At 74.8% G+C, this 12,947-nt stretch carries 11 protein-coding genes and 1 rRNA gene; 5 read left to right on the top strand and 7 right to left on the bottom strand.

The window, feature by feature from the left end:
• Positions 1-244: 244 nt before the first annotated feature.
• The 5 genes from ACYVPE_RS29810 to mtnA form a co-directional block, all read right to left on the bottom strand.
• Entirely contained in the window at positions 245-943 is a 699-nt protein-coding gene (locus tag ACYVPE_RS29810) for a ComF family protein (RefSeq protein WP_461036853.1), read from the bottom strand.
• Between the two features lie 97 nt (positions 944-1,040).
• On the bottom strand, positions 1,041-2,912 hold the full coding sequence (locus ACYVPE_RS29805; RefSeq protein ID WP_461036852.1) for an LpqB family beta-propeller domain-containing protein: 1,872 nt from the start codon (positions 2,910-2,912) through the stop codon (positions 1,041-1,043).
• Positions 2,902-4,650 (bottom strand): MtrAB system histidine kinase MtrB, encoded by a 1,749-nt coding sequence (gene mtrB, locus ACYVPE_RS29800; RefSeq protein WP_461036868.1) that lies wholly within the window; start codon positions 4,648-4,650, stop codon positions 2,902-2,904. The genes ACYVPE_RS29805 and mtrB overlap by 11 nt, the downstream gene beginning before the upstream one ends.
• A gap of 118 nt (positions 4,651-4,768) precedes the next feature.
• Positions 4,769-5,446, bottom strand: coding sequence for a two-component system response regulator MtrA (gene mtrA, locus ACYVPE_RS29795; RefSeq protein WP_132819589.1), 678 nt, complete (start codon positions 5,444-5,446; stop codon positions 4,769-4,771).
• A 23-nt stretch (positions 5,447-5,469) separates the two neighbouring features.
• Positions 5,470-6,537 (bottom strand): S-methyl-5-thioribose-1-phosphate isomerase, encoded by a 1,068-nt coding sequence (gene mtnA, locus ACYVPE_RS29790; RefSeq protein ID WP_461036851.1) that lies wholly within the window; start codon positions 6,535-6,537, stop codon positions 5,470-5,472.
• A gap of 155 nt (positions 6,538-6,692) precedes the next feature.
• On the opposite strand from mtnA, the gene ACYVPE_RS29785 reads away from it, so the two are divergent.
• Genes ACYVPE_RS29785 through ACYVPE_RS29765 form a run of 5 tightly spaced genes read left to right on the top strand, consistent with a single transcriptional unit; the run spans position 6,693 to position 12,162 of the window.
• On the top strand, positions 6,693-7,928 hold the full coding sequence (locus tag ACYVPE_RS29785) for a DUF7544 domain-containing protein (protein ID WP_461036850.1): 1,236 nt from the start codon (positions 6,693-6,695) through the stop codon (positions 7,926-7,928).
• Positions 7,929-7,932: 4 nt separating this feature from the next.
• The gene (locus ACYVPE_RS29780; protein WP_461036849.1) at positions 7,933-8,625 is read left to right on the top strand and encodes a DUF4129 domain-containing protein; all 693 of its coding nucleotides are present in this window, start codon (positions 7,933-7,935) and stop codon (positions 8,623-8,625) included.
• Positions 8,622-9,866 (top strand): DUF4350 domain-containing protein, encoded by a 1,245-nt coding sequence (locus ACYVPE_RS29775; protein ID WP_461036848.1) that lies wholly within the window; start codon positions 8,622-8,624, stop codon positions 9,864-9,866. The genes ACYVPE_RS29780 and ACYVPE_RS29775 overlap by 4 nt, the downstream gene beginning before the upstream one ends.
• Positions 9,863-10,855 carry an AAA family ATPase gene (locus tag ACYVPE_RS29770; protein ID WP_461036847.1) on the top strand — a complete coding sequence of 331 codons (993 nt, stop codon included), beginning with the start codon at positions 9,863-9,865 and terminating at the stop codon, positions 10,853-10,855. Before ACYVPE_RS29775 ends, ACYVPE_RS29770 begins: the two co-directional genes overlap by 4 nt.
• Positions 10,855-12,162 (top strand): DUF58 domain-containing protein, encoded by a 1,308-nt coding sequence (locus ACYVPE_RS29765; protein ID WP_461036846.1) that lies wholly within the window; start codon positions 10,855-10,857, stop codon positions 12,160-12,162. The genes ACYVPE_RS29770 and ACYVPE_RS29765 overlap by 1 nt, the downstream gene beginning before the upstream one ends.
• 162 nt (positions 12,163-12,324) lie before the next feature.
• Here the strand turns inward: ACYVPE_RS29765 and ACYVPE_RS29760 are convergent, their stop codons facing one another.
• Entirely contained in the window at positions 12,325-12,804 is a 480-nt protein-coding gene (locus tag ACYVPE_RS29760) for a GNAT family N-acetyltransferase (protein ID WP_461036845.1), read from the bottom strand.
• A gap of 53 nt (positions 12,805-12,857) precedes the next feature.
• Positions 12,858-12,947 (bottom strand): 5S ribosomal RNA (gene rrf, locus ACYVPE_RS29755); the annotation flags it as partial.

The following is a 12,947-nucleotide window of genomic DNA, read 5'->3' as shown; positions in this document are numbered from 1 at the left end:
TTCCCGGAAGCGTCGCGGCGCTGCGACCGCCTCCGTTGGTGCAGTGCACTGTGCCGACGGGACACGTTCTTCTCGGCGCCCCTCCGGCTTTACCTCGGGATTACCGCTTTCACCTCCTCCTGCCCCGACAGGAAGATCAACACCCCGGAAATCTCAGGGTGATCACGACCACACTTCCACCCCAGAAATTCCAAATCTCCACTTATGTAACGAACGTACTCCCGGTAAAGGTTCCCCGGCACCCTCAGCGACGCGGATTTCCCGCGACCACCGCCGCGCCGACCACCGCCGCGCCGACCGGTACCCCGCCGGCGGCGCGCACCGCGCGGGCCGCCTCGGCAAGCGAGGCGCCCGTGGTCACCAGGTCGTCCACCAGGAGCACCGGCGCCCCCGCGGCCAGCGCGCCGGGCCTCGCCACCAGCGCCCCCGCGAGATTGACGGCCCGCCGCTCGGCCGAGAGCCCGGCCTGGTCCGCCACCGGCCGGCACTGCCGCAGCGCCGGCAGCACCCGCACCGCGAGCCCCTCGCGCCGCAGCCGCCCCGCGGCCGCGAGCGCGATCCGGCGCACCGGATCGTGCCCCCGCCGGGCCACGACCGCTCGCGCCGAGGGCACCGGCACCAGCTCCGCCAGCCAGCCGGCGCCGGCCGCGCGGGCGGCCAGGACGCGGGCGCTCACCGCGAGCGCCCGGCCCAACGGGCCGGCCAGCGGCAGCACACCGCGCTCCTTGTGGGCCAGCAGCACCGCCCTGACCTGGTCGCGGTACTCGCCGGCGGCGTAGACGGCGGGCAGCCCAGCGGGCTCGGGAGCGAACCGCACCCGGCGGGCCCGGCCGTCGGTGAGCGCGGCCCGGCAGGGCTCGCAGAGCACGGCGCGCGCCTCGCCACAGCCGGCGCACGCCGTCGGCAGGATCAGGGAGCCGAGCTCCTGCCACCAACCGCGCATGGTTCCACCGTGGCGGATGGTCCGGCCCGTGCCAAGTCCCCGTGCGGGGGTTTCCTTCCGGGCGCGGGTGACGCGGCCGAGCGCCGGCCCCCCGCGGTCAGCCTGCGTAGACCGGGACCGAGCCGTTGGCGCCGACGACCTTCCACTGCGAGCGGTCCTGGAGCCAGGCCACCCCGGCCACCGTCTCGGCCAGCAGCGGCATCTCCTCGTTCTCCGTGGCGGCCACCCCGGTGACGTCGTTGAGCCCTGGCACGGCGGGCGCGTTGACCGTGGAGCCGTCGGAGCGCACGTACATCAGCTGCTCGACGCCGTCCGCCGGGCGGCCGACCACCACGAGCCGGCTGCCGCCGGCCCAGGAGACCGCGGACACGTCCTCCAACTGCGGGGTCACCGACCGCAGCCCGGTGACGGCGAGTTCGACGCCTTCCGCGCCGCCCTCGGCGTCCTCGGCGGGGATTCGCTCGATCCGGCCGAGCTGCAGTGTGGCGTCGCCGTCCGCGTCGCTCACCAGCATCGCGATCCGCACCCCGTCCGAGGCCACCCGCAGCGCCTCGACCCGCTGACCGTCCCGCAGCCCCTCGATCGGCACCGGCCGCGGTGTCCCGGCTCCCTCGACGAGCCGCAGCAGCCGGGGCGCGGCCGGGTTCCGGTCGGCGACCCACAGGTCGCCAAGACCGTCCCAGCTGGGTGCGGAGAGACCGGTGTCCTCCCCGGTCGTCTCGCTGGTGGCGAAGACCTCGGGCCCCGTGCCCTCCTCACCACCGAGCGGCGCGACATAGAGGGTCGAGCCGTCCGCGCTGACGCCGGCCGCCCGCTCCCCGTCCCGGCGGATCGCCACGGACCGCAGCCCGCCCTCCGCCTCGTCGAGGGTGCCGGGGACCGGCCGCAGCGAGGGCTGCTCCTCGCTCTCGACCACCTGCACGAGCTCCTGGTTCTCGTCCAGGAAGTAGGGCCGGCTCGGCTCGCCGTCGAGCAGCCCTGGAGCGTGCTCGTCGGCCTGCGCCGCGGACTCCTCGCACAGCGGCGCGCCGTTCTGGTCACGCAACCGGGCCTCGCTCAGCTCCACCGAGGTCGCGTCCCGCACGGTGTGCAGCAGCTGGGCCGCCATCCGCTCGCAGTCCTCGGCCGGCCAGGCGGCGGGGACCCCGGACAGCCAGACGGAGAGCGCGCCCGACTCGTCGATCGCCGGGGCGTGGTCGGGCGCCACCGAGGCGCCGGGCGGGAAGGCGGAGGTGACGGCGGGGGCCAGCCACTCGCTCGGGCCCTCGATCAGGGTGCGGACGCTCTCGCCCACCGGGTCTATCCGGCGGCGCACGAAGATCGGGTCGGCGACCAGCACGTCCTGCCCGCTGTCGACCCGCTCCGCCTCGGGACCGAGGCCGGCGTAATAGAACGTGTTGACGGAGTGGTAGATGCGGCTGAAGTCGGCCTCGCTGATGACCAGGCCGTCCGGCAGCGAGTCGATCCGCCACTGCTCCTCGACCCGCCGCAGCAGGAACGTCGACTGGTACTCGCCGGCCTGCGGCGTGTACACGTGCGAGGCGTCGACGGTCGCCAGCCGGCTGCCGGTCAGCTCCACCCGCATCGTCTCGCCGTCCCCGGACCCCACCGGGTCGTCGGAGCCCGGAAGCCGCAGGTCGGCGCCGCCGGTGAGGATGGTGGTGCTGGCGAACGGGTCCCACTCGCCCTGCCGCCGCGGCGTCAGGTACTCGCGGGCCGTCTCGAAGTCGACCTCGTCGCTGGTGATCGCCTCCAGGAAGCCCCTGACGATCGCCTGCGGCAGCGCGTTCTCGGCGGGCGGCACTCCGTAGACCCGCACCTGCGACTCGCCCTCGCCGTCCGAGTCGGCGCGCTGCGAGGCGTCCACCCGCTGCACGGGACCGCTGGACGGCATCGAGGCGCAGCCGCTCAGCACCAGGCCGGCCACGGCGACCGCCGCACCGCCGCGCCAACGCCGCTCACTCCTCATGACCGCCCTCCCCGCGCGCCTCGCCACCGGCCGACACCGACTGCCCGGCCGGCACCGACTCACCGTTCTGCGCCGACTGACCGTTCTGCGCCGGGATCACGGGCGCCCCGGCCGCCGCGCCACGAGCCCGCCGCTCGGCCCTGGCCCGCGCGTCCCGCGGCTCCAGCGGCAGCGGCGAGCCACGCAGCGGCTCGCCGGCGGTGCGCGGCAGCGTCAGCCGGAACTGGGCGCCGCCGCCCGGCTCGCCCCACTCCTCGAGCCAGCCGCCGTGCAGATGCGCGTCCTCCAGGGAGATGGAGAGCCCGAGGCCGGTGCCGCCCGTCGTCCTGGCCCGGGCCGGATCGGCCCGCCAGAACCGGTTGAAGACCCGCTCGGCCTCCCCGGCCCGCAGCCCGATGCCGTGGTCCCGCACCGCGACCGCCACCGCGTCCCCGTCCCGGCTGGCCGCCAGCCGCACCACCACGTCCCGCCCCTCGCCGTGCTCGATGGCGTTGACCACCAGGTTGCGCAGCACCCGCTCGATCCGCCGCGCGTCCACCTCGGCCACCACCGGGCGGGTGCCGCCGCGCACCACGAGCCGGCTGCCGCGCCGCTCGGCCAGCGGCTCGGCGCCCTCGACCACCCGGGCGACCACGTCCCGCAGGTCCGTCTGGTCCGCCTCCAGGTTGGCCGCGCCCGCGTCGAACCGGCTGATCTCCAGCAGGTCGGCGAGCAGCGACTCGAAGCGGTCGAGCTGGCTGAGCAGCAGCTCGGCGGAGCGCGCGGTGACCGGATCGAACTCCCCGCGCGACTCGTGGATCACGTCCGCCGCCATCCGCACCGTCGTCAGCGGCGTGCGCAGCTCGTGCGAGACGTCGGAGACGAACCGCCGCTGCATCCGCGACAGGTCCTCGAGCTGCTGGATCTGCTGCTGGAGGCTGCGCGCCATCTTGTTGAAGGACTCGCCGAGCCGCGCGATGTCGTCCTCGCCGCTGACCTTCATCCGCTCCTGGAGCCGGCCGGCGGCCAGCCGCTCCGCGATCCGCGCGGCCATCCTGACCGGCGTCACCACCTGCCGCACCACCAGCCAGGCGATCGCGCCGAGCAGCACCACCACGAAGATGCCGGCGGTGGCGATGGTGCCGGTGACCAGGCTGAGCGACTCCTCCTCCTGGGTGAAGGGGAAGACGTAGTAGAGCTGGTACCAGTTGTTCTGGATGTCGCCGAGGCGGCGCCCGATGATCAGCGCCTCCTGCGAGCCGCCGTCCTCGAACTCGACCCGCCCGTACTGCCGGTGCGCGTCCGTCGAGCGGTCGAGCGCCTCGCGCAGCTCGGTCGGGATGAACTGCTCGGGCTGCCGCAGGTCGCCGTAGGCGCGGGCGCCGCGCGGCGCCTGCCCCGAGCCGGTGTCGGCCTCGCTCACGAACGGCGTGCTGGACAGCTGGGAGGGCAGCGACACCACGTAGAAGACGCCGCGCCCGCCGCTGGACAGCTGCTCGACGATCCCGTTCAGCCAGGCGTTCGGGTCCGGACTCTGGCCGGCCACCGACTCGTTGCCGTCCCCGTCGCCGGTGGCCAGCCCGCTCGCCACCGCGAACCCGCCCTCGGCCTGGCTCTGCGCCGTCTGCCGCTTGGCCTCCAGGAGGCCGTTCCGCACCTGGCCGATCACCACGATGCCGAGGACGAGCACCACGCCCATCGACATGACCAGCGTGGTGGCCACCACCCGCAGCTGGATATTGCGCCGCCACAGGCGCATGACCGACAGCACGGGCCCCCTGGCCCAGCGGCCGAATATCCGAATCGCGGGCTGGGCCCCGGTCGCCGCCCCTTCGGTCAGCAACCGGGACCCGTGCCACCACCGCCGGCCGGTCACGTCAGCTTGACCCGGCCTTGTAGCCCACGCCGCGCACCGTCACCACGATCTCCGGGCGCTCCGGGTCCTTCTCCACCTTCGACCGCAGCCGCTGGACGTGCACGTTCACCAGGCGGGTGTCGGCCGCGTGCCGATAGCCCCAGACCTGTTCGAGCAGCACCTCCCGGGTGAACACCTGCCACGGCTTGCGGGCCAGGGCCACCAGCAGATCGAACTCCAGCGGCGTCAGCGAGATCGCCTGGCTGCCGCGCTTGACGGAGTGGCCGGCGACGTCGATCACCAGGTCGCCGATGGCCAGCTGCTCGGGCGCCGGCTCCTCGGAGCGGCGCAGCCTGGCCCGGATCCTGGCGATCAGCTCCTTGGGCTTGAACGGCTTGACGATGTAGTCGTCGGCGCCCGACTCCAGGCCCACCACCACGTCAACCGTGTCGCTCTTCGCCGTGAGCATGACGATCGGCACCCCGGACTCACCCCGGATCAGCCGGCACACCTCGATGCCGTCCCGACCGGGCAGCATCAGGTCGAGCAGCACCAGATCCGGCTTGATCTCCCGGAAGGCGGCGAGGGCCTTGTCCCCATCGGCGACGAAAGACGGCTCGAACCCCTCCCCGCGCAGCACGATGCCGAGCATCTCCGACAGAGCGGGGTCGTCATCGACGACGAGTACGCGTCCCTTCATGCCTTCATCATCCCATCCCCTGATCAGGACTTAGTCGAACGTGATCTGGAACACACTTCCGCGAGCGTTCCGTGATCCACCGGCGAGACCACCCCGAGCTCCGTGACGATCGCCGTCACCAGCTCGGGCGGCGTCACGTCGAAGGCCGGGTTGTACGCCTGCGTGCCCACCGGCGCCACCGACACACCCGGGCGGACCTCCGTCACCTCGTGCCCCGGCCGCTGCTCCACCTGGATCGCCGACCCGTCGGGCGTCGCCAGATCCACCGTCGACACCGGCGCCACCACGACGAACGGCACCCCATGATGCTTGGCGAGCACCGCCAGCGGATAGCTGCCCACCTTGTTCGCCACCGAGCCGTCCGCCGCGATCCGGTCGGCGCCGATCAACACGGCGTCCACCTCGCCCGCCGCGAACAGCGAGCCGGCCGCCCCGTCCACCAGCAGCGAGAACGGCATCCCCGCCCGCGCCGCCTCGTACGCCGTCAGCCGCGCCCCCTGCAACAGCGGACGCGTCTCGTCCACCCAGAGCCGGCGCAACTCCCCCGCCTCGTGCGCCGCCCGCACCACCGCGAGCGCCGTCCCGCCGCCGGCCGAGACCAGCGCCCCCGTGTTGCAGTGGGTCAGGATCCGGAACCGGCCGCCGGGCAACAGCTCACCGAGCAACTCCCGCCCCGCCGCCACCATCCGCGCACTCGCCTCGGCGTCCTCCCGGAACAGCGCGTTCGCCTCGGCGAGCGCCGCCGCCGCGGCCCGCGCGCTCCCGTCGCCCGCCGCCTCATAGGCCGCGACCGCCCGCCGCACCCCGTACTCCAGGTTCACCGCCGTCGGCCGCGCCCCGGCCAACAGCCGCGCCGCCTCCGGCACGTCGTAGCCCCGCGCCGCCGCCAGCGCCACCCCGTACGCCCCGGCCAGCCCCAACACCGGAGCGCCCCGCACGGCGAGGGACCTGATGGCCGCCACCAGACCTGGCACGTCCGTCACCACCAGCTCGACCTCCTCGGCCGGCAGCCGGGTCTGGTCGAGCAGCACCAACACCGGCCCGTCGGGCGGCTCGGCCCAGCGCAACGCGGGAACTCTCAGATCAGCCATCCGCACAGTCTGCCAACCCACTCCCGGCACAGCCAGCGCGGCGCCATGGCACGATGGGCGCCAAGGAAAACCACCACATCCGGTGGTGTGACACGACCGCGTGGCGGACGTGCGACGCGCGGAGACACGCGAGGACGCGGGACAAGGGGGAAGCGGTGAGCGAGTCGAAGGGCTGGACCGCGCCCGGAACGCCGGGGGACGGCGGGCAGCAGGGCCAGGGCGGCCAGCAGGGGGCGAACGACCAGCCGGCGCCCGGCACCCAGCCCACACCCCCCACCGCACCCCAGGGCTGGGGCACCACACCACCCCCACAGCAGCCGCCCACCCAGCCGGGCTGGGGCGGCCACCCCGGCTGGGGCCAGCCGGGCTGGGGACCGCAACCGGGCTGGGGCCAGCCAGGTTGGGGCGCGCCCGGCGGCTGGCAGGTGCCCCCTCAGCCGCCCAAGCCTGGCGTCATCCCGCTGCGCCCCCTCGGCGTCGGGGAGATACTCGACGGCGCCGTCTCCACGGCCCGCGCCCACTGGCGCACCGTGCTCGCCATAGCCCTCCCGATAGCCATCGTCATCCAGCTGCTCTCCTCGGTCGCGCTGCACACCTGGCTCTCCGGCAGCACCGGCATCGCCGCCCTCGAGGACAACCCCAACCCCACGGACGAGGAGCTCCGCGACGCCTTCGGCGACCTCCTCGGCTTCGGCACCGTCACCGGCGTCGCCTCCCTCCTCGGCAACGTGCTGGCCACCGCCCTGCTCACCATCGTCGTCAGCCGCGCCGTCATCGGCCGCGGCGTCACCGTCGGCGAGGCGTGGCAGGACTCCCGCGGCCGCCTGCTCCGCCTCCTCGGCCTGGTGCTCCTCGTGCCGCTGATCGCCGGCCTCGGCGTGGCCGCGCCCATACTCCTCGGCGCCCTCGCCGGCTCCGACCTCCTCATCGCCCTCGGCGCCATCGGGGGCCTGCTCCTCGCCGTCTGGCTCTGGATCCAGCTCTCCCTCGCCGCCCCCGCCCTGATGCTGGAACGCCAGGGCGTCATCGCCGCGCTGCGCCGCTCCTGGAAGCTGGTCACCGGCTCCTGGTGGCGCGTCTTCGGCATCCAGCTGCTGATCGTCGTGCTGCTCACCATCGTCGGCGGCATCATCGAGTTCCCCGCCACGATCGTCGCCGAGGTCGTCGCCGGCGGCGGCAGCGGCTTCCTCGAGGGCGGCCTCACCGACATGTCCTGGACCTACCTGGCCATCTCCGGCATCGGCGCGGTCCTCTCCTCCGCCATCACCCTCCCCGTCGGCGCCGGCGTCACCGCCCTCCTCTACATCGACCAGCGCATCCGCCGCGAGGCCCTCGACATCGAGCTCGCCCGCGCGGCCGGCCTGGGCGACGCCCCCGCGCCGGGGAACTGACGCCGTGCCGTCGCCCCTCACGGCGATCGCGCGGCGGCGGGCGGAGGACCCCACCCCGCCCATCGCCGTCGACCGCGACGAGGCCGCCCGCGAAGCACGGCGCGAGCTGTCCAAACCCGCCTACGCCGAGCACGAACCCAGCCTGCCCCGCCGCGTCTGGAACTGGATCTGGGACCACGTCTTCGGTGTCCTCGACGACGTCGCCTTCCACACCCCGGGCGGCTGGCTCGGCCTGCTGGTCATCGCCGTCCTCGTCACGGCCCTGCTCGTCGCGCTGCGACTGCGCCTCGGCGCCCTGCGCGACGCCACCGGCCCCCGTTCCACCGGCGGCCTCTTCGACGACCGGCCCCGCACCGCCGCGGAACACCGGGCCGCCGCCGAGGAGCACGCGGCCGCCGGCCGCTGGGCCGAGGCCGTCCAGGAGCGGCTGCGGGCCATCGTCCGCGCCCTCGAGGAACGCGCCCTGCTCGAACCACGGCCCGGCCGCACCGCCACCGAGGCCGCCACCGAGGCCGCCCGCCCGCTGCCCACCCTGGCCGCCGAACTCCGCGCCGCCGCCAGCACCTTCGACGGCGTCACCTACGGCGGACGCCCCGCGGGACCGGCCGACCACGCCAGGCTCCGCGACCTCGACGAGCGCCTCGCCGCCACCCGCCCCGACCTCACCACCCTCACCGGCGCCCGGGCGGCCCGATGACCACCGCCACCACCGCCACCACCGCCACCACCGCCGTCTCCCCCGACGCCCGCCGCCTCTGGCGCCGCGGCCGCGGCCTCCTCCTCGGCGCCGGCGCCCTCGCCGTCACCGGCCTCCTGCTCGCCCTCCTCGGCGCCGGCTCCACCGCGCCCCTCGACCCGCGCTCCGCCGCCCCCACCGGCAGCCGCGCGATCGCCCAACTCCTCGCCGACCACGGCGTCGACACCACGCTCGTCACCACCGCGGCCGAGGCCGCGGAGCTGACGGGCCCCGACACCACCCTGCTGGTCGCCCACCCCGAGGCCCTGACCGCGGGCATCCGCGACACCGTCGCCCGCGCCACCGCCGAATCCGGCGGCCGCACCGTCCTCGTCGCCCCCGGCCCGGCCGCCGTCGCCGACCTGGCCCCGACCGCCACGGTCGACGCCTTCCCGCCCCCGGTCCAGGAGCGCGCCGCCGACTGCGAACTGCCCGCCGCAACCAGCGCCGGCAGCGCCCTCCTCGGCGGCCACCGCTACCAGATCCCGGCCGAGGCCACCGGCTGCTACCAGGCCGCCGGCATGCCCACCCTCGCCGTGCTCCCGACCGGCACCGGCGCCGGCGACACCGTCCTCCTCGGCGCGGCCGACCCCCTCCACAACGAACAGCTGGCCGAGTACGGCAACGCCGCCCTCGCCCTGCAACTCCTCGGCAGCCGCCCCCACCTCGTCTGGTACCTGCCCACCGCCGAGGAGGCCCCGGCCACCGAGGACCAGCGGGCGCTCCTCGACCTCCTCCACCCCGGCTGGCGCTGGGCCACCCTGCAACTCCTCATCGCCGCGCTGCTCGCCGCCCTCTGGCGCGCCCGCCGGCTCGGCCCGGTCGTCACCGAGCCGCTGCCGGTCGTCGTCCACGCCGCCGAGACCACCGAGGGCCGCGCCCGCCTCTACCACCAGGCCGGCGCCCGCGACCGCGCCGCCGACGCCCTCCGCACGGCCACCCGCAGCCGCCTCGCCCCCCTGGTCGGCGTCCCGCCGTCCGCGGCCCACACCCCCGAGGCGCTGCCCGCCGCCGTCGCCGCCCACGCCGGCGAACCCGCGGCCGCCGTCCACGAGTTGCTGTTCGGACCGCCCCCCACCGACGATCGCGACCTGGTCAGCCTCGCCGACGCGCTCGACGCCCTCGAACGCCGCGTCTCCCCCCACCAGACCTCCGCACCCGACCGACCCCCCTCAATCGACCAGAAGGGTTCGACGCCGTGACCGCCCCAACCCCAGGCACCGACACCCCAGGCACCGACATCGGCGACCCTCGCCAGGCCCTCGAGGCACTGCGGGCCGAGATCGGCAAGGCCGTCGTCGGCCAGGACGCCGCCGTCACCGGCCTGGTCGTCGCCCTGCTGTGCCGGGGCCACGTCCTCCTCGAAGGCGTGCCGGGCGTCGCCAAGACCCTGCTCGTCCGCACCCTGGCCACCGCGCTCCAACTCGACACCAAGCGCGTGCAGTTCACCCCCGACCTGATGCCGAGCGACGTCACCGGGTCGCTGGTCTACGACGCCCGCACCGCCGAGTTCTCCTTCCAGCCGGGACCGGTCTTCACCAACCTGATGCTGGCGGACGAGATCAACCGCACCCCGCCCAAGACCCAGGCCTCGCTGCTCGAGGCCATGGAGGAGCGCCAGGTCTCCGTCGACGGCCTCCCCAGGCCGCTGCCCGAACCCTTCATGGTCGCGGCCACCCAGAACCCGATCGAGTACGAGGGCACCTACCCGCTGCCCGAGGCCCAGCTCGACCGCTTCCTCCTCAAGCTCAACCTCCAACTGCCCAGCCGCGAGCAGGAGATCGACATCCTCGCCCGGCACGCCGCGGGATTCGACCCGCGCGACCTCACCACGGCAGGCGTCCGCCCCGTGGCCGGCGCCGAGCAGCTCGCCGCCGCCCGGGCGGCCGCCGCCAAGGTCACCGTCGCCCCCGAGATCGCCGGCTATGTCGTCGACCTCTGCCGCGCCACCCGCGAGTCGCCCTCGCTGGCCATCGGCGCCTCGCCGCGCGGCGCCACCGCGCTGCTCGGCACCGCCCGCGCCTGGGCCTGGCTCTCCGGCCGCGACTACGTCATCCCCGACGACGTCAAGGCGCTGGCCCTGCCCACCCTCAGGCACCGGATCAGGCTCCGCCCGGAGGCCGAGATGGAGGGCATCACCCCGGACGGCGTCCTCACCGGCCTCCTGGCCCGCGTCCCGGTCCCCCGCTGATGGCGCTCACCGGCCGCACCGCGCTGGTCGCCGCGCTCGGCGCCCTGGTCGCCGGCCTGCTCCCCGGCTGGACGGGGATCCTGGCCGTCGCCCTGCCGCTGCTCGCCGGCGTCCTCGTCGACCTGGCGCTCGCCGCGCCCGTGCGTCCGCTGCTGCTCACCAGGAGCGGCGCCACCAGCGTCCGGCTCGGCGAGGACGCCGCGGTCGACCTCACCGTCACCAACGCCTCCCGCCGGCCGCTGCGCGCCGAGCTCCGCGACGCCTGGGCGCCGAGCGCCTGGCGGCCAGGCACCTCGTACGCCGCGTCGCGGCACCGGGTCGACGTGCCGGCCGGCGAACGGCGCCGGCTCACCACGGTGCTCGGCCCCAGCAGGCGCGGCGAGCACCGCCCGGTCCGCGTCACCATCCGCTCCCACGGCCCACTTGGCCTCGCCGCCCGCCAGGGCGGCCACGCCGTGCCGTGGACGCTGCGGGTGCTGCCCCCGTTCACCAGCCGCAAGCACCTGCCGGCCAAGCTCTCCAGGCTCCGCGAACTCGACGGCCGCACCACGGTGTTGACGCGCGGCGAGGGCACGGAGTTCGACAGCCTCCGGGAGTACGTGCCGGGCGACGACGTCCGCTCCATCGACTGGCGCGCCACCGCCCGGCAGTCCGCGGTCGCGGTCCGCACCTGGCGCCCGGAGCGCGACCGGCACCTGCTGCTGGTCCTGGACACCGGCCGCACCTCGGCCGGCCGGGTCGGCGACATCCCCCGACTCGACGCCGCCATGGACGCGGCCCTGCTGCTGACGGCGCTGGCCTCCCAGGCCGGCGACCGCGTCGACCTGCTCGCCTTCGACCGGCGGGTCCGCGCCTCGGTCCGCGGCCGCACCGGCGGCGACCTGCTGCCCTCGGTGGTCCGCGCGATGACCCCGCTGGAGCCCGAGCTGATCGAGACCGACACCCGGGCGATGGCCACGGCCGCCCTGGCCGGCGCGCCGCGCCGCTCGCTGGTCGTGCTGTTCACCGGCCTCGACAGCGCCCCCGTGGAGAGCGGCCTGCTGCCCGTGCTGCCGCGCCTGACCCGACGCCACACGGTCGTGGTGGCCTCGGTCGGCGACCCCAGGATCGCCGAGCTGTCGCACGCCCGCGGCACCGTCCCCGGCGTCTACGAGGCGGCCGCCGCGGCCCGCCACGAGATCGAACGCCAGCACACCACGGAACGCCTCCGCGCCCTGGGCGTCACGGTCGTCGAGGCCTCTCCTGAACACCTGCCACCCGCCCTCGCCGACGCCTACCTCACCCTCAAGGCCACCGGCCGGCTCTGACCCGGCCGCTCTGAAGGCGGTTGCCTCAGTTGTGATGGTCGGGCACATCGGCGGGAGGCGGCGAGGAGGGCGAGCGCCACTCGTCTTCGAGGATGCTGAACATCTCGGAGTCTCGCCATCCGTCCCGGATCAGGGCAGTGTGCCGGTGCCGACCCTCACGGGTCATGCCGAGCTTGCGAAGGACCTGGGCTGACGCGAGGTTCCGTGGATCACAGCTCGCGTGGACGCGGTGCAGCCCCAGCGCCCGAACCCGTGCCGAAGGAGCTCCGCGCCGATCGCGGTGCCCAGGCCCGCTCCCCACAGCTTCGGGTGAACGATGTAGGCGATCTCGCCCTGACGGTGCTCGACGCTGCGGATGCGCAGTTCTCCCATGCCCACGACGGCACCCTCGAAGCGGGCCACGAAGGCGAACCTCCGCTGAGGCCTGTGGGCCCACCCCTCGGCCGCCGAGAGGACGAAGGCCCGTGTCTGCTCCTCGGTGTTCGGCCCCCAGGGCTGGAAGCGGCAGGCTTCAGGGAGGCAAGCCCACGAATGAACGTCACGCCAGTCGGTGAGTTCGATCCTCCGCAACGACACTGATTTCGGGCCCATGAACGGATCGTCCCAGAGAATCGTGCGGATGCCCTCCTCGCGAAGGCCCACAAAAACAGATAGGGCCCGTTGGTTTCCCAACGGGCCCTACTCGTATAAAAATTGTCCGGCGGCGACCTACTCTCCCACACGGTCCCCCATGCAGTACCATCGGCGCTGGCAGGCTTAGCTTCCGGGTTCGGAATGTAACCGGG

The organism is Streptomyces mayteni (genome assembly GCF_054783955.1).
Note: the sequence above shows the minus strand (reverse complement) of the source record. Positions and strands in the feature narration are given on the sequence as shown.